Annotated in this window: 17 protein-coding genes; 11 read left to right on the forward strand and 6 right to left on the reverse strand. The window is 38.2% G+C overall.

Going from position 1 to position 20,159, the window contains the following annotated elements; all coding sequences use genetic code 11:
* Nucleotides 1–75: 75 nt before the first annotated feature.
* Both ACY2RU_RS08245 and ACY2RU_RS08250 read right to left on the reverse strand, forming a co-directional pair.
* Entirely contained in the window at nt 76–822 is a 747-nt protein-coding gene (locus ACY2RU_RS08245; RefSeq protein WP_490137961.1) for a LytR/AlgR family response regulator transcription factor, read from the reverse strand.
* Nucleotides 823–879: 57 nt separating this feature from the next.
* Nucleotides 880–2,808: a tetratricopeptide repeat-containing sensor histidine kinase gene (locus tag ACY2RU_RS08250; protein WP_490137962.1), complete on the reverse strand. Its 1,929-nt coding sequence runs from the start codon at nt 2,806–2,808 to the stop codon at nt 880–882.
* A 352-nt stretch (nt 2,809–3,160) separates the two neighbouring features.
* On the opposite strand from ACY2RU_RS08250, the gene ACY2RU_RS08255 reads away from it, so the two are divergent.
* Entirely contained in the window at nt 3,161–4,699 is a 1,539-nt protein-coding gene (locus ACY2RU_RS08255) for a nuclear transport factor 2 family protein (RefSeq protein ID WP_490137963.1), read from the forward strand.
* Here the strand turns inward: ACY2RU_RS08255 and ACY2RU_RS08260 are convergent.
* Nucleotides 4,689–5,756 (reverse strand): helix-turn-helix domain-containing protein, encoded by a 1,068-nt coding sequence (locus tag ACY2RU_RS08260; protein ID WP_490137964.1) that lies wholly within the window; start codon nt 5,754–5,756, stop codon nt 4,689–4,691. The genes ACY2RU_RS08255 and ACY2RU_RS08260 overlap by 11 nt on opposite strands.
* A gap of 115 nt (nt 5,757–5,871) precedes the next feature.
* On the opposite strand from ACY2RU_RS08260, the gene ACY2RU_RS08265 reads away from it, so the two are divergent.
* From ACY2RU_RS08265 to ACY2RU_RS08305, 9 genes are all read left to right on the forward strand, one after another.
* A complete protein-coding gene (locus ACY2RU_RS08265; RefSeq protein ID WP_490137965.1) occupies nt 5,872–6,504 on the forward strand; it encodes a M23 family metallopeptidase in 633 nt (210 codons plus the stop codon).
* A gap of 66 nt (nt 6,505–6,570) precedes the next feature.
* The gene (locus ACY2RU_RS08270) at nt 6,571–7,902 is read left to right on the forward strand and encodes a M28 family metallopeptidase (protein ID WP_490137966.1); all 1,332 of its coding nucleotides are present in this window, start codon (nt 6,571–6,573) and stop codon (nt 7,900–7,902) included.
* A 9-nt stretch (nt 7,903–7,911) separates the two neighbouring features.
* Complete coding sequence (locus ACY2RU_RS08275; protein ID WP_490137967.1) at nt 7,912–9,540, forward strand: M1 family metallopeptidase; 1,629 nt, start codon at nt 7,912–7,914, stop codon at nt 9,538–9,540.
* Between the two features lie 31 nt (nt 9,541–9,571).
* The gene (locus ACY2RU_RS08280) at nt 9,572–10,141 is read left to right on the forward strand and encodes a YdeI/OmpD-associated family protein (RefSeq protein ID WP_490137968.1); all 570 of its coding nucleotides are present in this window, start codon (nt 9,572–9,574) and stop codon (nt 10,139–10,141) included.
* Nucleotides 10,142–10,197: 56 nt separating this feature from the next.
* The gene (locus ACY2RU_RS08285; protein ID WP_490137969.1) at nt 10,198–13,476 is read left to right on the forward strand and encodes an amidohydrolase family protein; all 3,279 of its coding nucleotides are present in this window, start codon (nt 10,198–10,200) and stop codon (nt 13,474–13,476) included.
* A gap of 81 nt (nt 13,477–13,557) precedes the next feature.
* Nucleotides 13,558–13,866, forward strand: coding sequence for a hypothetical protein (locus tag ACY2RU_RS08290; RefSeq protein ID WP_490137970.1), 309 nt, complete (start codon nt 13,558–13,560; stop codon nt 13,864–13,866).
* Nucleotides 13,844–14,512, forward strand: a complete 669-nt coding sequence (locus ACY2RU_RS08295) for an ATP-binding cassette domain-containing protein (protein ID WP_490137971.1) — start codon at nt 13,844–13,846, stop codon at nt 14,510–14,512. Before ACY2RU_RS08290 ends, ACY2RU_RS08295 begins: the two co-directional genes overlap by 23 nt.
* 70 nt (nt 14,513–14,582) lie before the next feature.
* Nucleotides 14,583–15,035: a DUF3291 domain-containing protein gene (locus tag ACY2RU_RS08300; RefSeq protein ID WP_490137972.1), complete on the forward strand. Its 453-nt coding sequence runs from the start codon at nt 14,583–14,585 to the stop codon at nt 15,033–15,035.
* A 9-nt stretch (nt 15,036–15,044) separates the two neighbouring features.
* Nucleotides 15,045–16,097 carry a proline iminopeptidase-family hydrolase gene (locus ACY2RU_RS08305; protein ID WP_490137973.1) on the forward strand — a complete coding sequence of 351 codons (1,053 nt, stop codon included), beginning with the start codon at nt 15,045–15,047 and terminating at the stop codon, nt 16,095–16,097.
* A 54-nt stretch (nt 16,098–16,151) separates the two neighbouring features.
* Here the strand turns inward: ACY2RU_RS08305 and ACY2RU_RS08310 are convergent, their stop codons facing one another.
* Nucleotides 16,152–16,781 (reverse strand): fasciclin domain-containing protein, encoded by a 630-nt coding sequence (locus tag ACY2RU_RS08310; RefSeq protein ID WP_490137974.1) that lies wholly within the window; start codon nt 16,779–16,781, stop codon nt 16,152–16,154.
* A 211-nt stretch (nt 16,782–16,992) separates the two neighbouring features.
* Here ACY2RU_RS08310 and ACY2RU_RS08315 point away from each other — a divergent pair, with 211 nt between their 5' ends.
* Nucleotides 16,993–17,370, forward strand: coding sequence for a LysM peptidoglycan-binding domain-containing protein (locus ACY2RU_RS08315; RefSeq protein ID WP_490137975.1), 378 nt, complete (start codon nt 16,993–16,995; stop codon nt 17,368–17,370).
* A gap of 74 nt (nt 17,371–17,444) precedes the next feature.
* Here the strand turns inward: ACY2RU_RS08315 and ACY2RU_RS08320 are convergent, their stop codons facing one another.
* The gene (locus ACY2RU_RS08320) at nt 17,445–18,908 is read right to left on the reverse strand and encodes a magnesium chelatase (RefSeq protein ID WP_490137976.1); all 1,464 of its coding nucleotides are present in this window, start codon (nt 18,906–18,908) and stop codon (nt 17,445–17,447) included.
* A gap of 49 nt (nt 18,909–18,957) precedes the next feature.
* Complete coding sequence (locus ACY2RU_RS08325; protein WP_490137977.1) at nt 18,958–20,094, reverse strand: vWA domain-containing protein; 1,137 nt, start codon at nt 20,092–20,094, stop codon at nt 18,958–18,960.
* Between the last annotated feature and the right edge of the window lie 65 nt (nt 20,095–20,159).

Below are 20,159 nucleotides of genomic sequence, written 5' to 3' on the forward strand. Positions count from 1 at the left end.
ACTATTTACTATGTGCCAAACACAACGCTATTTCATGAATCGCTATTTTCAATTCACAAGCTGTAAAAGTCATCACTACAGTCGGATATCCTTAACATACGCTTCAAAATCTGACTTCTTATCTCTGGCGACGCGTATGGTTTTTTTATTCTGAAGTAAAAGATAACTTTCTGCCTTCGAGTATTTTTCAATAAAATTGATATTGATGATCGCTGAACGATGCACCCTAAAAAACTGATTGCGATTTTCTAGCAAAAGTTCAAAATATTTTAACCGCTTACTCACCATGATCGTTTTTTCATCTCGGCAAGTTACATGCGTATACGCACCGTCTGCCTCAATACAAACGATCGCATTGACATCAACAAAAAGGAGTCCGTCAAAAGTAGGAAGCGCAATTTTATAGATTTCAGCCTGTTTTAAATTTTCCTTTAGCGCTTCTAGACGCTCTTCCATAGTATAATCTTTTGCCTTTTTCACCTTAGCCACAGCATTTTCTAATTGATCAATTTGAATGGGCTTCAGCAAATAATCAATGGCCGAAACTTGAAATGCTTTTAATGCGTATTCGTTATACCCCGTAGTGAAGATAATCTCAAAGGTAATTTCAGTAAAAAATTGAAGCAATTCAAATCCCGAATAACCAGGCATTTCGATATCTGTAAAAACTACGTCAGGCTGCGTTCTGTTAATCGCTAAAACCGCATCTGGGACATTGCTACAAACTTCAAGTATTTCAACTTCTGGGCAAAATTGGGTCAATAAATTTGTGAGTACCCGACGTGCGCGTTCTTCATCATCTATTATTATTGCTCTGATCATCTTAGAAATAACGGAATTTTAATTAGATTTTAGCCATACCGCTTTATAAAGTGTGGTTTACAATTCATCAATCGGAAAATAAAGAAAAACAGTTGTGCCTGAAGCTTTGCCATTAGCTTGTTTATCAATTATTTTAATTTTAATTTTTTTCTCGCGCTCTGCATTTAGTAGATCAATACGCTCTTGATTTGCCTGTGTAGAAAACCCAAGGTGATTTCCTTTCCCTTTAGATCGAATCTCATTCGCCTTCTTCCGTCCCACCCCATTATCATCAATGGTACAAACCACATCGTGATCATTTTTATAAAAATGTATTGTTAACTTTTTAGTTCCCTCTTTGTGCAGTAGGCCGTGCTTTAAGGCATTTTCGATATAGGGTTGAATAAACATAGTTGGAAGAAAAAAGTCTTCACTGATCTCTTCAGAAACATCATTAATAAATACAATTTGTAATTGCTCCCCAAAGCGTAATTGCTCTAATTCAGCATATAATTTTAGCGTTTTTATTTCTTCGGAAATACTTACAGAACCCACGTTGCTACTCGTTAAAATTCGTCTAATAAGATCACTGAATTTCCCCAAATATTTATTCGAATTACGAATGTCTTGCAGCAAAATAAGATCCTGAATACTATTCAAAGCATTAAAAACAAAATGCGGATTCATCTGTGAACGCAATGCCTTTAATTCGGAAATACGAGTTTGCTGCTCTAACCGAAGTCGTTTTTCAGATTCCTGTAACTGAAGCGAAAGCACCTCTTGCTTTTTCCTCGATTTAAATCGGTAGAATACAAATAATGCCACAGCCAAGATCAATGCTCCCAATGCAGCCATGGAAATAGCAAAATTTTTATTCGTTACAGCCTTTTGCTGCGCCAAGGCTGTATTTGTTTCAGCCAACTCCTTATCCTTTAAAATACGATCTGTCTCGTATTTGGTTTGCAACTCTTTTGTGATCCGTATTTTTTCAATTTCAGTGATTGAATCCTTTAACGTAGTGAACAGCGCTAAATGTTGATACGCCTTACTCCATTGTTTCTTTTCAGAATACAATTCATACAAAGCCTTTTCATTACTTAAAAGCGCCTCATGGTTGTGCGTTTCACTCGTAAGCATATTAGCTTGAAGAAGATAACTTTCGGCTTTTTTCAAGTCTCCCTTTTTGTGATAAATAATCCCTAGGGTATTATAACTTCCCGCTTCTCCATTCTTATTATTCATCAATTTATAAGCAGCTAACGCCTTTTCCATATACTCGATACTCAAGGTATCATCCCCTTCCTTGCTGGCGATCATTGATAAATTACCATAAGCATTTGCCAAGCCGTTGATGTCCTTTAGTTTTTGCTTAATGGCGATTGATTGCTCAGTATATTTTTTAGAGTTTTCAAGATCTCCTAACTCATTGTATGTGATGGCAAAATTTGTATATAGCGCACTTTTGCTACGTTCATCCTTTTCACTCAATAAAGCTTCCGCTTTTTTATAGTAATTAATGGCTTCTTTATGATCCCCTTTCGTGCTTAGTAAGATCCCAAGATGTGTGTTGGTGGCTAGTCTGCCTTGCTGAAAATCAATCGTTTCAAACAGTGAATCTGATTTGATAAGTAGCGCAATACTTTCAATATAGTTTCCACGGGCTTTTTCGATGTTTGAAAGTCTTGAATACGCATTTCCTATATTTTTTGCACTTCGGAAAAATGGAATAGCCTCTTTATAGTAATAGTACGCTGAGTCATAATGATCTGCTTTCTGATAATGTGATGCGATCTCGGAAAGCGCAATTCCCTGCGTTTTTATATCCGAAATCTTCTGAGCCTCGGTCTTTGTCTTTCTTGCGTAGAAAAGTTGTTCTTCCGGATTGGTTCGTCGATTCAATTTAGCTAGTTTTAAATAGATTCCTATTTTATGAGAACTACTTAGTGTATCTGAAGTTTTTAAAACTTGCTTTAAACTATCAATTTGCGCTGTATCTTGAGCACTCACTATTGGTGAACAACAAAGACAACCAACACTAATTGCAATAATAAATAAAGGTTTGAGACGAGACAGAGCGCTGTTTTTTTAGCATTAGATGTACTAAAATAGAGAAAACGATTCTAGTAATAGAAATAATAGTAATAGAAATTTTAAATCTCGTAAAACCGTACTTCCATAAATCTCGTATATAAATTGTTCTACGTCATTGTGAGGATGAGTATGCGCAGAGCAGCAACTTTTAATGAAACAACCTGCCCCAAAGAGTTGTTATCTTATAAGTTTTAAAGTCGTTTTTTAGTAAAAAAGCGACTTTTTCTTTGCCGTAAACTTTGGTATCTTTCCATCAGATTTATACGAAATGAAAACGATCACTCAATTGCTCGCTGCACTTCTCTGTAGCCTTACTATACACTCTCAAACTAATCCCGATGTCTTTTTAGCAGACATCAACGCCAATTCGGACAATCTTGAAATTACGAATATTCGTAATGTTTCAAACGACTCTGGCTATGATAGCCAACCATCGTTTTTAGCAAATGATCAATTGTTATTTGCCGGAAACAACAAAGGGCAAACAGACATTGCGTATTATAATCTAGAACGATCGCAGAAATTATTTTTAAACAAACCCACTTCAGGTGGTGAATATTCGCCTCAAATAATTCCGAATTCTCCAAATATTGCAGCGGTTCGATTAGACACAACGGGCAAACAAAGACTCTATCGTTATGGTTTAGCCGAGCAAACTTCCGAAGAAATTATTCCCGATATTCAAGTTGCTTATTTTGCTTTTTATGATCAAAACACCATCCTCGCATCAGTCCTTTCAGACGATCGTTTAGATCTGGTTCTTATAGACCTTCAGAAAAAAACAACAGACACGCTATTGTACAATAGTGGAAGATCCATTCATAAAATCCCTGGCAAGAATGCTATGAGTTATACAGCCGTCAATGAAGAAGGGAATATGGATATCTACCAATTTGATATTGACGATCGTGAAAGCTATTTTGTTTGTCAGTTGCCAATTGGTATACAAGATCATATTTGGTTAGATGAATCACGCTTGCTTATTGGTAGCGGAAGTCAGTTATTTTTGTATGATCTCTTCGGAAAAGGTGAATGGAAACCTATTGCCGATCTAAAAGAGAAACACATTGCCAACATCTCCAGACTCGCCATCAGTCCCGACAAAAAATCCCTCGCGCTCGTTGCTGAATCAACACAAACCGATCCTAGTAAAATTGTGCAACGACACATTGAACCCTTTAACATGAGGGATCTCGATGCCTTTGCTACGTGTTTTAGTGAAGATGTTGTGGTTGGCAGATTTCCAAATGATGTAATATATACAGGAAATGAAACGCTTAAAACTGAATACGCCCGTTTTTACGAACGCACCAAGGGCGAGATCAATGTGCAGGTATTGAACCGTATTGTTTTTAAGGATATCGTTATTGATGAGGAGCAGGTGACATTGGCAGGCAAAACAAAAAAACAGGTAACGATCTATTCTGTAGACAAAGATAAGATCTCAAGTATGACCTTTATTGCCGACCAAAAGCTTTCCACCAGCCCAGAAGGTATTGTTCAAAAGCAACTTGACGCATATAATAATCGAGATATAGAAGGGTTTATGGCAACGTATGCCCCAAAAATAAAGATCATGCTTTATCCGGATACATTAATTTACGACGAGAAAAACAGTGTGACTGAAAGCTATAGTCAGTTTTTTGAATATACGCCTGACCTTCACGCAGCAATCAAAAATCGAATTGTAATAGGAAATAAAGTCATAGATGAAGAGTATGTAACCATGGATGGGAAAAATTTTACGGCCATTGCAATTTACGAAGTTGACAATGCACTTATAAGCAAAGTATATTTTATCCGTTAATAGTTTCTCGCTCTTTTCTGAACTTACCCGGCGTCATTCCTGTACATTTTACAAATGCTTTATTAAAGGTAACATTATTATTAAAACCACATTCGAAAGCAACGGCCAAAATTTTTAGATCATCCTTTTTAGGATCTTGTAGAATACACTTAGCCACAGCTACCCGATGTTCATTTACAAAGCTGGAAAAAGAGGTTGAAAATTCCGAAGAAAAAACTTGAGAAACATGATGCGGCCGCTCCTCGATCTGATCGCAAAATTCGGTTAATTTTAAATTACTATTTAAGTAGATTTGTATATCTCCAGAAACCTTTTCTATCTTAGAAATAATTCTTTTCCTATCAGACTCCTTCAAATTACTGCTAAAATACTTCTCCTGAAATCGTTCCAACAATTCTGGGTAGCTGTATAATACAATTCCCGCAATCAAAAAGATAGTTGCTGCCAAAAAGAAATACAATGAAAATTGCCGATAACTATCAGCAAAACGAGTCAAATACGATTGCAGCACGGCCGTAAAGAAATAAATTACTGCGATCAAGGTTAGATAAATTCCTTGCCGATTACTTTTGTAAAGTCTTTCTTTTATAATAACAAAAACCATCATTATTCCGTAGAGCATAACATGAGTGGTTCTAATATAATTAAGCGGCATCATATAATTATTAAAATTCTCACGAGTGTATTCTATGCGCGCCATTCCTTCCAAACGAAGTATGGGTGCCAACAAAAAACCAACAAAAAACAGAAAGGGAAGAACATGGAGTAATTGCGTGTATGTAAATTTGCGATCTGGGTTTTTTATAAATGTAAAGTGTAGCCATAAAGTGGGACCAAAAAGCAAACAAATAGGATAGATATACAAATAATATTGTGGATACATAAGTACAACATCATTAGTGGTATATAGGAAATCTATAAGTTCAAGAGTGAAGAGAAAAATATACACCGCCATCATTATATTGGCCGGTGACCGTTTATTAAAGAATAATCCACCAGAAATAAAGATCCCTACAAAACAATAAAAGAAAATAAAATATCGTAAAAATTCCACCATATAAAAATAGCGGCTTAATATCGTTAGCCGTTTAAGAATTATTATTATTACCTAAAAAGGTACAGAAAAAATTCGATTGCCATCTATCATCTCATACCTTGTAGTAAAAAAAACCATGAGGTATTTTGCTCTAATTGTCATTCCCGTAATACTCTTTACCTTCTGCTCCAGCGATTCCAACTTTCAAGCAGCGGATGGGAGTCAGAATCAAAATGATGACCCAAACTCAACAACGGGTTGTGATGTTGAATATCCCGATTGGAAATCATCACCCTATGTGCTTCCCTATCCAATTTCGCGTACCTATCGTGTTAACCTAAGTCATTGTACGAGTTCTTACCACAGACCCGGTTCACCAGATCAATTTGGGATCGATTTTGACATGGAAATAGGAACGTTTATTACCGCTGCGCGCGAGGGAGAAGTTGTGCATATAGAAGAAAGCGGTTATGACGGAAGTTTTCCGAACAATATTGTCATAGTAAAACACTCAGATAATACCTATGCTCAATACATGCATCTCACAAATCAAGGTGCTTTAGTTGATGTTGGTGATCTAGTTACAAAAGGCGACACTATTGGCTTAAGTGGCTCTACAGGGCTTGCTGGCTATCCACATCTCCATTTTATTGTCACAATAGGTGGTTATATGTACCCTTATACAGGAATTCCGTACAATTTCAGTAACACAAGTGCCAACCCGAAAAGCTTAAAACAAAACCGCTCGTACACAGCAAAACCTTATTGAACTTTTATTCTGAAAAGTCTGTACATAAAAGAATCTTTTACTTATTTTTAGGCAAAAGTAAGTACTATGAAAAAATATTTTTTGGGATTACTGTTTCTAATCTCGACAGTGATGTTAGGGCAAACAGATTCCCGTATCTACAACATCATCGAGGCCGTTTCTTCTGAAAGAATTGAAGCAGATATTACAACACTTACTAATTTTGGAACACGAAATACCTTTAGCGATACTATAAGTAACACACGAGGAATCGGTGCGGCGCGTAGATGGATCAAAAAAGAATTTGAAACTATCTCGCAAAACTGCAATAACTGCTTACATGTTTTTTATCAAAAAGATTTTGTCAAAGCCGAAGGTAACCGCCGCGTGCCTCAAGACACTTGGATCGTTAACGTTGCGGCTGTACAAAAAGGAACGAAATATCCCAATCGATATATTATAATGAGTGGTGATATTGATTCAAGAAATAGCGACGGATCTAACTTTACAAAAGACGCTCCGGGAGCGAACGATAATGCGAGCGGTATGGCTGGAGCCATTGAAGCTTCTCGGGTTTTAAGTAAATACAAATTTGAAAACAGTATTATTTACCTTGGCCTCAGCGGTGAAGAACAAGGTCTTTTTGGAGGTGCTGGATTTGCCGCTTATGCAAAAGAAAAAGGATGGGAGATCATTGGGGTTCTTAACAACGATATGATTGGAAACATCAAAGGAGTTGATGGCGTAATAAGCAACGTGGATTTTAGAATTTTTTCTGAACCAGTTCCACCAACCGAAACTGAACGCGAACGCAACGCAAGACGCTTTTATGGTGGCGAAGTTGACGGTATTTCTAGACAGCTAGCACGTTATGTACATAAAACAACAAAAACATATATGCCGGAAATGAATCCCATGCTGATTTACAGGCTGGACCGTTTTGGTCGTGGCGGACACCATCGACCGTTTAACGACTTAGGCTGGGCGGGTATCAGGATCATGGAAGCCCATGAAAACTACACCCAACAACATCAAGATATACGCACTGAAGACGGTATTGAATATGGCGATCTCTTAAAATTCGTCAATTTTGACTATGCGAGAAAATTAACCGCTGTTAACGCTATCAATATGGCGAATCTCGCTTGGGCACCACCAGAACCGAAAAATGTTTCTATTGGTGGTATTGTGGAACCTTCAGCTAAGTTTAAATGGAACAAAGTAGACGGAGCTGTGGGCTACAAGATCTATTGGCGTGATACCACCTCTCCTACTTGGGACCATAGCAGGTATGTTGGTGATGTAAATGAATTTGTTTTAGATGGCATTGTAATTGACAATTATTTCTTCGGAATTGCTTCCGTAGGAAAAGATGGTCATGAAAGTGTTGTCGTTTTTCCTAATTCGGTTTTTAGATAAAAAATATCCATGAAATTACTTCTTACCTCACTTCTTATCTGCTGCTGCCTAGCAGTGTCATATGCCCAAGATTTCACAAAAGCCGACGAGCTCCGTGGATCCATAACCGAAGAACGCGCCTGGTGGGACTTGCAGCATTACGATCTCCGGGTGGAGGTTTTTCCGAAGAAAAAAGAAATACAAGGAACCAATACCATTACCTATCGTGTATTGGAAGAAAAAAATACCATGCAGATCGATTTGCAGGAGCCTATGCAAATTGATAAGATCATTCAGGATGGAAAAAATGTCAAATTTAAAAGTAAGGGTTCCGCTCATTTCCTAAAGCTGAAACAAGATCAGAAAGTTGGCGAAGAACAAACCATTACCATTTACTTTTCTGGTGCTCCTAAAGAAGCGGTTCGCGCGCCTTGGGATGGCGGATTTTCGTGGGACAAAGACACAAATGGTAAAGATTTTATCGCTACATCAAACCAGGGAATTGGCTCGAGCATTTGGTGGCCCAATAAAGATCACCCTGCCGACGAGCCCGACCGCGGTGTGGATATGCAAATTACAGCGCCTGCCGACCTTACAGCTGTTGGAAACGGACGATTGATTGAAACCACAGATAACGGAAGCACTAAAACATGGCACTGGAAAGTTATCAATCCTATAAATAATTACGGGGTTAACATCAATATGGGAGATTATGCACATATCAGTAAAAAATACGAAGGCCTACAAGGTGAATTAGATACCGATTTTTATGTGTTAAAATATAACGTAGAGCGCGCTGAAGATCAATTTAGTCAAGTACCTATGATGCTTCAGGCTTTTGAATACTGGTTTGGCCCATACCCCTTTTATGAAGATAGCTACAAATTGGTTGAAGTACCTTATTTGGGTATGGAACATCAAAGTAGTGTTACCTACGGAAATAAATTTCAGAATGGCTATTTAGGGCGTGATCTCTCGGAATCTGGCTGGGGTTTGCGTTTCGACTTTATTATCATTCATGAATCTGGTCACGAATGGTTTGCAAATAACATAACGAATAAAGATGTAGCAGATATGTGGATCCACGAAGGATTTACGGCCTATTCAGAAAATCTCTACCTAAATTATCACTATAGCGAAGAAGCCGCAAGTGAATATGTCATAGGCACAAGGCGTATGATCCAAAATGATCGTCCGTTGATAGGTGTTTATAACCGAAATCACGAAGGAAGTGGTGATATGTACTACAAGGGTGCAAACACGCTCCACACGCTTCGCCAATGGGTGAATGACGATAAAAAGTGGCGTCAAATATTGCGAGGTCTAAATACCGAGTTCCGTCATCAAACGGTGACCAGTAAACAGATCGAAGATTTTATGGCGCAGCAGAGCGGTTTGGATCTTACCGCTTTTTGGGAACAATATCTACGGACGACAAAAATTCCTAAATTACAATACAAAAAAGATCATAATTCGCTCCAATATAAATATGATAACGTGGTGGATGGCTTTACTATGCCAATCATTATGATGATGAATGGAAAGGAAGAGTGGATTACACCAACTTCGGAATGGCAGACCCAAGATTTTACAGGGGATATTAATGAGCTGTATGTTAAACCTGATTTCTATATAGATTCTGAAGAAATAACCGAATAAGCTTCCGAAGAAAAACGTAAAAAATGAAACCTTGAACGAGCGACCTGAACTTTATTTTCATAGAGATGTTGATTGGTACGACTGGCTTCTTGATAATCATAAACAACATCCACAAGGAATTCATCTTATTTTCTATAAATTAGAAATGAATCAACCCACCATGCGCTGGGAAGAAGCTGTAAAAGTTGCGATTTGCTTTGGTTGGATCGATAGTACGGTTCGAAGTCTGGGTGGCGGGAAGCGCTTACAATATTTCTGTCCTAGAAACCCCAAAAGTACCTGGAGTGCGCTCAATAAAAGTTATGTTCTAGAACTGCAAGCAACAAATCTTTTACACCCAAGTGGCCATAAGATGATCGAGCTTGCTAAAAAAACAGGAACCTGGACCGCCATGGAAGGACCTGACGCAGGAATTATCCCACAGAATTTACAACAAGCCTTCGACGAAAATATTGAAGCTTATAATTTTTTTCAAAGTCTTACGCCAGGATACCAAAAAAGTCATTTACGCTGGTTAGCTACCGCAAAACGACAAGAAACACAAAACAAACGCATTGCAACCATTATTTCATTATGCGAACAAAAAATAAAATCGAGATAGCATCAATTTAAAACTTAAAACGCATTGACTATCTTTAAAAACTAAATACTCTAATCATGCGAATCAAAATTACACTGCTGCTGCTTGTAACCACTACCCTTCTATTTTCACAGAAAAGTAAAAAAGAAGAAACGGTTTCTTGGGATGTTGCCAATCCGGGTAAAGATTTTAACTACAAAACTCATAAATTCACCACAGAGGAAGGAACATGGATGAATCTTGATGTAAGTCCGAATGGCCAAACGATCGTCTTTGATATGTTGGGAGATATCTACAGCATGCCAATTTCGGGAGGTGATGCCAAGGTATTACGTAGCGGGATCCCTTTTGAAATACAACCTCGGTTTAGTCCGGACGGTAAGAAAATCTCTTTTACTAGTGATGCCGGCGGTGGCGATAATATTTGGACGATGAATGTTGACGGAAGTGACGCCAAACAAGTAACTAAAGAAGACTTCCGATTACTCAACAACGCAGTGTGGACGGCAGACGGAAATTATCTGATCGCCCGCAAACACTTTTCTTCTGGGCGGAGCTTGGGCGCTGGTGAAATGTGGCAATATCATAAAACAGGCGGCAGCGGACTCCAACTTACCGAACGCAAAAATGATCAGCAGGATGTCAATGAACCCTTCGTTTCTACGGATGGTAAATATTTGTATTATTCTGAAGACATGTATCCCGGAGGCTTCTTTCAATATAACAAAGACCCAAATCAGCAGATCTATGTCATCAAACGTTATGATTTTGAAGATGGAACCACGGAAACGATCACAGGTGGCCCCGGTGGGGCAGCACGCCCTACAGTTTCGCCAGATGGGACTTTACTGGCTTTTGTAAAGCGAGTTAGAGAAAAAACAGCGTTATATGTTCACAATTTACAAACTGGTGAAGAATGGCCTTTATATGACAAGCTAAATAAAGACCAACAGGAAGCTTGGGCTATTTTTGGGGTCTATCCAAATTTTGACTGGCTTCCTAACAACAAAGAGATCGTTTTTTGGAGCGGAGGAAAAATCAACAAAATAGACATCAATAGCTTGCAAGTAACCAATATACCCTTTAAAGTAGATGTGAAAATTGATCTGGCTAAAACAGTTCATACCTCTACGCCTATTGAAAGAGATATGATGACCGCCAAGGTTATCAGAAATGCAATTACCGCTCCTAATAATAATTTTATTATCTTTAACGCGCTGGGTCAATTATGGAAAAAGGACCTTCCTAACGGAATACCGAAAAGACTAACCACCGGCACCGATTTTGAGTTTGAACCTAGTATCTCCCCAAACGGTAGTGATATCGTTTACGTAACATGGAACGACGTAGAAAAAGGTGCCCTTTTTAAAGTACCAGCCACAGGAGGCACGCCTGTAAAAATTTCTTCGGAAAAAGGTATCTACCGCACCCCTTCCTTTTCGCCTAACGGAACACAAATTGTCTTCAGAAAAGAAAACGGAAACACAGATCAAGGACTAACTTTTGGTAAGAATGAAGGAATTTATACCATCTCTGCCAATGGACAAAATCTAAAAAAAGTAAGTAAAGAAGGTGAGTATCCTACCTTTACAAAAGATGGTGATCGCATCTTCCTTCAAACTGGCGGAACCTATTTTGGTGATAATACCAAAAAATTGATCAGTGTTAATCTCAATGGAAACGAGCAACGAGAACATATTATTTCAAAATATGCGAATCGAATAGTCCCTAGTCCAGATAACAAATGGGTGGCGTTCTCTAACCTACATAAAGTTTATATTGCTCCTATGGTGATGAATGGATCACCTATCACCTTAGATGGTGCAAGTAAATCAGTTCCCGTACAACAGATCGCTAAAGACGCGGGAATCAACATTCATTGGTCAAAAGATAGCCAGAAAGTGATGTGGACTCTTGGCGATGAATATTTTAGTAATACGCTGCAAGAAAAATTTAGTTTTTTATCAGGTGCTTCGGAAACACCTTCGGAAATGCCAACCAACGGACTCAAGATCGGTTTAACTGCGCCCGTTGATAAACCTAGCGGACGAATTGCTTTTACGAACGCGCGAATTATTACGATGAATGGCAATGAAGTGATCGAAAACGGAAATATTATCATCAATGGAAATACAATTGAAGCTGTGGGACCAGCAGACAAAACACCTGTGCCTGCAGACGCTAAGATCTTTTCGGCAGCAGGAAAGACCATCATGCCTGGAATGGTAGACAGTCATGCGCATATTGGTGCTTTTCGCTACGGAATCCCAGCACAGCAGAATTGGCAGTTTATGGTGAATCTGGCTTTTGGCGTAACAACGGCGCATGATCCTTCAGCAAACACAGAAACCGTATTTACGCTTTCAGAATTACAAAAAATTGGAACACTTGTTGGTCCAAGACTCTATTCTACGGGCTTCATTCTATACGGAGCTGACGGCGATTTTAAAGCCGTAATTAATGATATTGAAGATGCTCGTAGCAGCATTCGTCGTACGAAAGCCTTTGGCGCTAAAAGTGTAAAAAGTTATAATCAGCCGCGCCGAGAACAGCGCCAGCAAGTATTGCAAGCCGCACGTGAGCAAGGTATTAATGTAGTTCCCGAAGGCGGATCCACCTTTTTTCATAACATTTCTATGGTGATCGATGGTCATACTGGTGTTGAACACAATATTCCCGTTGCTCCTGTTTATAAAGATATTTTGGAAATTTGGGGTCACAGTGGTTCAGGCTATACACCAACCCTTATTGTAAATTATGGCGGTCTCAATGGTGAGTACTACTACTACCAACGTGACAATGTTTGGGAGAATGAAAAGCTTCTCACGTTTACGCCACGCGGTATTATTGACGGCCGCTCACGCCATAGAACGATGGTTCCACAGAAAGAATATGAAAATGGTCACATTTTAGTTTCTGAAACAGCCAATGCCCTAAGTAAAGCTGGCGTTAAAGTGAATATGGGTGCGCACGGCCAGATACAAGGCTTAGGCGCACACTGGGAAACATGGATGCTTGCTGCCGGAGGTATGAGCAATCATGAAGCGCTAAAAGCTGCTACTATTAATGGAGCAGAGTATATTGGTGCTGGCAATGATATAGGTTCTTTGAAAAAAGGAAAACTGGCCGATATTCTTATTTTAAGCGAAAACCCACTTGAAGATATCGAAAATACCCAAAGCATCGAAAAAGTGATGGTAAACGGTAGACTTTATGATGCTAATACACTCAATGAGATCGGAAACCACCCAAAAGATCGTATGCCGTTTTTCTGGGAAAACAATAAATACAATGAAGCTTTTCCATGGCACGAAAAATCACAAGGTTTTATGGATGGCGGATGTACTTGTCATTAAATCGTTATGACTTTTTGAATAAGATGGCCAATTACCCATTAATTCAATCAATCATTAAATCATTAATTCATTTAAAAATACATGTCTCTAAGACCTTATTGGCACTATTATAAAAATTGCTTTCCGTTTATTTTCGGATTTGGATTTTTCTTTGTTCTTGCCTTCGGTTGGATCATTGGTGCTTTTATTTTTTGTACGATTGCCGTATGGATAGGTCATCTCGCCGTTGCAGTTTACAAAAGCGATCAATACTATTTTTTCTATAATATGGGAATTACCAAAGCCAAGCTTTTAAAAAAAAACTTCCTTATTAATTTATTTGTTGCCATTCCAGTAACCCTTATTTTCTTCTTAATTTCTCAGCTCATTGGCAACCCTTCAGTTACATAAAATTTCTAAATCGTATGGAGCCAAAGTGATTCTAAAGGAGGTCTCTTTTGATGTTAACACTGGGGAGATCTTGGGAATTTTCGGGCGTAATGGCTGTGGAAAGTCAACTTTATTAAAAATGCTCTTCGGAACAATGAGCGGTGGAATTGTTAACCTGACCATTGACGATGTGCATATTATACCTTCGGAAGTCATCGCGAAACAACACATTGCCTATCTTCCGCAGCATCCTTTTTTACCTAAATCACTTCTAGTTCGTGATATCATTCCAATGTATTATTCCGAAGAAAAAGAACAAGACGCTATTTTCTACGATCCGCATATTGCGGTGCTCACCAAAAAACGAGTGGGCGAACTTTCTTTGGGAGAACTCAAGTATTTGGAAGTTATTCTTGTAGGGAATGGCAAACACCCCTTCTTAATGCTCGACGAACCTTTTTCGATGGTTGATCCACTGAAAAAAGATGCACTCAAAGCTTTTTTTAAAAAGATCATTAAAACCAAAGGACTTATTTTAACCGATCATTATTATGATGATGTTTTGCAAACCACTACTAAAAATATTGTTTTAAAAGATGGAGTTTCTTTTGAAATTACTTCGGAAGCTGATTTGCAAAAATTTGAATATCTTCGGAAGAGAGATTGATCAAGCATGAAGTTAAAACTTTGAACTTGAAACTTGAAACTTTAAACTTTAAACTTGAAACTTATTCCACATGCATTTAGCCCAATTGAATGTTGCACATGCTCTTGATGATATGGAAAGTACTGTAATGTCTGGCTTTGTCAACAATACCGAACGGATCAATACGCTTGCAGAAGGTAGTCCGGGCTTTATATGGCGTCATAAAGGCTATGACAGTGATGCCGATGAAATTGCGAGAATCTTTGGGAACAACCGTACAGTAGCCAATATGAGCGTTTGGGAGAGTAAAGACCATTTATTTGAGTATGTTTATAATTCTGGACACAAGGAGATCTTCCGAAGAAAAAAAGAATGGTTCCATAAAATGCCAAAAATGCACGCTGTGTTATGGTTTATTCCGAAAGGTCATATTCCCACACTCGAAGAGGCTAAAGAACGCCTTAACCATTTACAAAAACGGGGCGAGAGTGCGTATGCTTTCAGTTTTAAAAGCACTTTCACGCCGAAAGATTTAACAAACTAATATTCCTACATGAAAAATAAACTAATTGCTTTATCCTTTATTTTAGCCTGTGTTTCGTGCACAACTAATACCGAAAAATCTACGAAACAAACCACTCCAGAAGTCGATTATTTGTCTTATGAAGGCCGTAATGATCAATTTACGGGTGGTGTAAAGATGATTCCAATTAAAACACCAAAAGGAACGTTTGATGTTTGGACAAAACGGGTAGGAAACAATCCGAAGAAAAAGGTGCTTTTGCTGCATGGCGGCCCAGGAATGACGCATGAGATCTATGAATGTTTTGATGGTTATTTTCCGCAGGAAGGCATTGAATATTACTACTATGACCAATTGGGTAGTTATTACAGCGATCAACCAGACGACTTGAGTTTATGGGATACAGCACGTTTTGTGGAGGAAGTAGAAGAAGTGCGAATTGCTTTGGGCTTGAATAAAGATAATTTTTATTTATTCGGACAAAGTTGGGGAGGGATACTCGCGATGGAATACGCCTTAAAATATCAACAAAATCTAAAAGGATTGATCATTAGTAATATGGTTCCATCAATTCCCGATTATATAGAATATAGCGATAAAGTACTTGCACCCAAGATGGATCCGGAAATCCTAGAAGAGATCATGCTATATGAAAATGCTGAAGATTATAGCAACCCCAGATATCTTGAACTTATAGTAAATAATTATTATACAGAACATGTGATACGTATGCCTGTTGACAAATGGCCAAATTCGGTGAATCGTGGATTCAATCATTTAAATCCAAAAGTATACGTAACGATGCAAGGGCCCAGCGAATTTGGTGTTAAGGGAAATCCAGTCTTAGAGAATTGGGATGTTAAAGATCGTTTAAAAACCATCACCGTCCCTACCCTGTCTATTGGTGCCGAGTACGACACTATGGATCCAGAGCAGATGGAATGGCTTGCTAATGAAGTTCAAAATGGGCGATACCATCATTGCCCCAATGGCAGTCACTTATCACAATATGACGATCAAAAGATATTTTTTGAAGGCCTCATTGGGTTTATACACGATGTTGATGATGAATCAAAAGAATGAGAATAAAAAAAGGCTTCCATCTGGAAGCCTTTTTAAGTTTTAAAGCATGCTGTATTATTGCTTCGGCATAATTACTTTATCAATGGCATGAATAACACCATTTGAAGCATCTACATCAGCCATAACAACAGTTGCAGTACCTCCTTTGGCATCTTTGATCATTACTTTTCCATCTTTAACCGAAAGAACAATATTTTCACCTTGTAAGGTAGTTACGTTGTAAGCGTTCTTGTTATCTGCGATTGCTTTCATAACTGCAGGTGCTTTCCACTCACCAGCTACTACGTGATACTTCAATAAATTTTGAAGTTTTGCCTTGTTCTCATCTTTCAATAAGTTGTCAAGTGTAGCCTTCGGTAATTTAGCAAAAGCATCATTTGTTGGTGCAAATACAGTGAATTCATCTTCACCCATAAACGTACCTGCCAAGTCGGCTTGTTTTAATGCAGTAACAAGTGTCGAAAAATTTTCATTTCCCATAGCGATCGATGCAATGGTATTCTTCTCAAATTCCATTCTTGCCATTTCCGCTTCTTTCTCGGCTTCAGCTGCAGCAGTTTTAGCTTCCATTTCCATTCTTTCTGCTTCAGCTTTTGCTTCAGCTTCCTTTTTCTTTGTGTCATCACAAGAGACAAATAGCATACCTACTGTGGCTAATGATAGCACTAACATTTTAAATTTCATAGTTTGTTTTTTTAAGGTTGACTCCAAAAGTAGCTATATGGATGTTGCATTTATATTAAGGATTCACTAATGTTTAGTTAAATATGAGTCCAATCGGTTAAACTTTCCCAATAAACGAAAACACGATTTTTTAAAGGTATTTTTTAAAAGCTTTTAGAAAACTAAAATTCAATTTTTGTATCTTTAAACCTCAACTTATAAATAACAGAAAATGGTTAAAGCAAAATATCAGAAAGTCTTGGATCTCGGTGAAGAGTTAAAAATTCAAAACGGTGATGTAAAAGAAGAAGGTGGAAAACTTCACGTAACAGGAACAGCCAATACGCAATACGAGAAAAATCAATTGTGGGACGCTATTAAAGCAGCTGGAGGAGAAAACCCTGCAGATATCGTTGCAGATATTAAAGTAGCTGATTCTACAGTATATGCACGCCATACGGTATCAAGTGGAGAATCTTTAAGCAAAATTGCGAAGCACTATTATAAAGACCCTATGAAATACAATGCCATTTTTGAGGCAAATAAAGATATTCTTAAAAACCCAGACACCATTCATCCTGGGCAAGAGTTAGTGATTCCTAACTTATAAGCGCTGACTTGAATTCATAAATTAAAAACTCTCAACACAAGTTGAGAGCTTTTTTTATGTTTTACAGTCAAAGATTACAGCCCACTAATATAACTTCCGTAGACATCTTTAAAACGGATTCCGTCAGATAAATTATACTTACTCAGTTTTTTAAACTCAACCAAGGCCCAAAGCACAAATTCTTTAAAAAACGGTCTATCTGCTTCGGAAATATCTGGGGTGTACTTATCTAGCAAAGCTTCTAGTGGTGTGATCTTATTCAATTCTGCAATATACTCGGCGTCCGAAAGAGTATCTAATAGTTCAAAACCACTTTCTTCAAAAAACCAGTTTACCACATCGGCATACGGATCTACATCGCCTTCCTTTTGTAACTTTTCTATCTTCGGAAAATAATTTAAAAACTGAGTACGCACCGCATCAGCGATCAATTGCTTAGCTACCTCGTTAGCTCCTTCCTGTTCGCCTTCATATACCAACTCTACTTTTCCCGTGATTGCCGGAATAATACCCATAAAATCGCTCAATCGTAAGGTGGTTGTCTTATCACCATTATGAAGCGCTCTACGTTCGGCAGTACTTAATAAATTTTCGAAAGCCGTAATGCTCAAACGCGCACTTACGCCACTTTTGGCATCAATAAATTCACTTTCCCGAGCCTCAAAACTGATCTGCTCCAAAATATCTTTGGCAATTTCAGGAATATAAACATGTTCTTTTTCTAACGCAGCCAAGGCTGTTTCTTGTTCTGTAATGGTTCGCGCTATGTCTATATCACTCGGATAATGTGTTAGAATCTGAGAACCAATACGATCCTTAAGTGGTGTTACAATACTTCCTCGGTTGGTGTAATCTTCAGGGTTGGCCGTAAATACAAATTGAATATCTAAAGGCAATCGAACCGCAAAACCACGAATTTGGATATCACCTTCTTGCAAAATATTGAAAAGCGCAACTTGAATTCGAGCTTGTAAATCGGGCAACTCATTAATCACAAAAATACAGCGATTGGCTCTTGGGATCATTCCGAAGTGAATCACACGATCATCGGCATAGGTTAATTTCAAATTTGCAGCTTTTATTGGGTCTACATCACCAACCAAGTCTGCTACCGTCACATCCGGCGTTGCTAACTTTTCAGCAAAGCGATCTGAACGATGCAGCCATGTTATAGGCGTATTATCTCCTTTTTCATGAAGGAGTTCTTTTGCGTAACGTGAAATAGGCTGAAATGGATCATCATTGATCTCACTTCCTTCAACAACAGGAATATATTCATCCAATAATTCGACCATCTGACGAGCCAAGCGTGTTTTTGCTTGTCCGCGTAATCCTAAAAGATTGATATTATGTTTTGAAAGAATAGCGCGTTCCAACTCTGGGATAACCGTAAACTCATAGCCGTGGATACCCGTAAACGTAGTTTCCTTCTTCATCATTTTCTGAAGAAGATTACGCCGTAATTCTTCTTTGATCGTTTTGTATTCGAATCCGGCTTTTTTAAGTTCGCCAAAGGTATTTATATTCTCTATTTTCATAATTTTTCTTTACTTTTTACTTTTCCCCTCACCAATCACTCTTTACACTTCACCTTAATTTCTTCTTCCTATTTGTTTCATAATCTGTAAAGATCATTTCGCCTAATCCCTGAATACCCGTATAAAATGCCTTTCCCTGATTGGCAGCTGTAAAATTATCTACAAATTGCTGCAAATAAGGATCGGTCGCGATCATAAAGGTAGTGATAGGAATATGTAATTTTCGCGCCTGACTCGCCATTGCGTAGCATTTATTTACAATAAACGGATCTAAGCCATTGGGATTTTTATAATACTGACCATCGGGCATTTGTAAGCAACTAGGCTTTCCATCGGTGATCATAAAGATCTGCTTGTTTGTATTTTTCTTTCGTCGTAACATGTCCATTGCCAATTGCAATCCAGCAACCGTATTGGTATGATAAGGTCCTACATTTAAATAGGGAAGATCCTTGATCTTGATAGGCCATGCATCATTTCCGAAGACCAAAATATCTAAGGTATCTTTTGGGTAGCGCGTAGTGATCAATTCTGAAAGCGCCATCGCTACTTTTTTTGCAGGTGTGATTCGATCTTCGCCATAAAGAATCATACTATGGCTAATATCGATCATAAGCACCGTGCTCATTTGCGCCTTGTACATGCTTTCTTCAACAACAAGATCATTTTCAGTAAGATGAAAATCACCTATTCCGTGATTGATCTGTGCATTGCGAAGACTTTCGGTCATTGAGATCTTATCTAATGCATCACCAAACTGATAGCTTCGGAATTCTCCCGCTTGTTCATCACCGCGACCCGTTAGTTTTGTTTTATGGTTCCCCGCCCCACTGCGTTTCAGCTTTCCGAAGATCTGATCTAAAGCTCGTTTCCGAAGAGACCGCTCTAATTTTTCTGTGATCGAAGTTTTTCCATCTTCCTTACCACTGCCTTTACCATTGGGAACAAATTCTTCTCGAATAAAGCCTTTATCTTTTAACTCCTGAATAAAATCGTCAATGGTATAGTCGTCTGTTGTGAGTTTGTATTCTTTGTCTAATTGTCGTAACCAATCGATCGCTTCATCAAAATCTCCCGAAGTATGGGTTATAAGCTCTTGAAAGATCTCAAAAAGTTGTTCAAACAAAGTTTGCTCTTTTGGGGTGTGCTTGGTAAAAATAAAGCCGCTCTTTCTGTCATTCTTCATACCTTAAAAATACTACATTTAACCTCAAGACTGCACCTATTAACATCCCTTTAAGAGTTTGCATA

Source organism: Ulvibacter sp. 2305UL32-6, from assembly GCF_058148545.1.

Excerpts from the sequence above, each read along its gene's own strand:
- ACY2RU_RS08290 (WP_490137970.1), top strand. The coding sequence starts at position 13,558 with ATGTCTCTAAGACCTTATTGGCACTATTATAAAAATTGCTTTCCGTTT.
- ACY2RU_RS08245 (WP_490137961.1), bottom strand. The coding sequence starts at position 822 with ATGATCAGAGCAATAATAATAGATGATGAAGAACGCGCACGTCGGGTA.
- ACY2RU_RS08255 (WP_490137963.1), top strand. The coding sequence starts at position 3,161 with ATGAAAACGATCACTCAATTGCTCGCTGCACTTCTCTGTAGCCTTACT.
- ACY2RU_RS08305 (WP_490137973.1), top strand. The coding sequence starts at position 15,045 with ATGAAAAATAAACTAATTGCTTTATCCTTTATTTTAGCCTGTGTTTCG.
- ACY2RU_RS08260 (WP_490137964.1), bottom strand. The coding sequence starts at position 5,756 with ATGGTGGAATTTTTACGATATTTTATTTTCTTTTATTGTTTTGTAGGG.
- ACY2RU_RS08320 (WP_490137976.1), bottom strand. The coding sequence starts at position 18,908 with ATGAAAATAGAGAATATAAATACCTTTGGCGAACTTAAAAAAGCCGGA.
- ACY2RU_RS08265 (WP_490137965.1), top strand. The coding sequence starts at position 5,872 with ATGAGGTATTTTGCTCTAATTGTCATTCCCGTAATACTCTTTACCTTC.
- ACY2RU_RS08275 (WP_490137967.1), top strand. The coding sequence starts at position 7,912 with ATGAAATTACTTCTTACCTCACTTCTTATCTGCTGCTGCCTAGCAGTG.
- ACY2RU_RS08270 (WP_490137966.1), top strand. The coding sequence starts at position 6,571 with ATGAAAAAATATTTTTTGGGATTACTGTTTCTAATCTCGACAGTGATG.
- ACY2RU_RS08285 (WP_490137969.1), top strand. The coding sequence starts at position 10,198 with ATGCGAATCAAAATTACACTGCTGCTGCTTGTAACCACTACCCTTCTA.
- ACY2RU_RS08315 (WP_490137975.1), top strand. The coding sequence starts at position 16,993 with ATGGTTAAAGCAAAATATCAGAAAGTCTTGGATCTCGGTGAAGAGTTA.
- ACY2RU_RS08325 (WP_490137977.1), bottom strand. The coding sequence starts at position 20,094 with ATGAAGAATGACAGAAAGAGCGGCTTTATTTTTACCAAGCACACCCCA.
- ACY2RU_RS08300 (WP_490137972.1), top strand. The coding sequence starts at position 14,583 with ATGCATTTAGCCCAATTGAATGTTGCACATGCTCTTGATGATATGGAA.
- ACY2RU_RS08310 (WP_490137974.1), bottom strand. The coding sequence starts at position 16,781 with ATGAAATTTAAAATGTTAGTGCTATCATTAGCCACAGTAGGTATGCTA.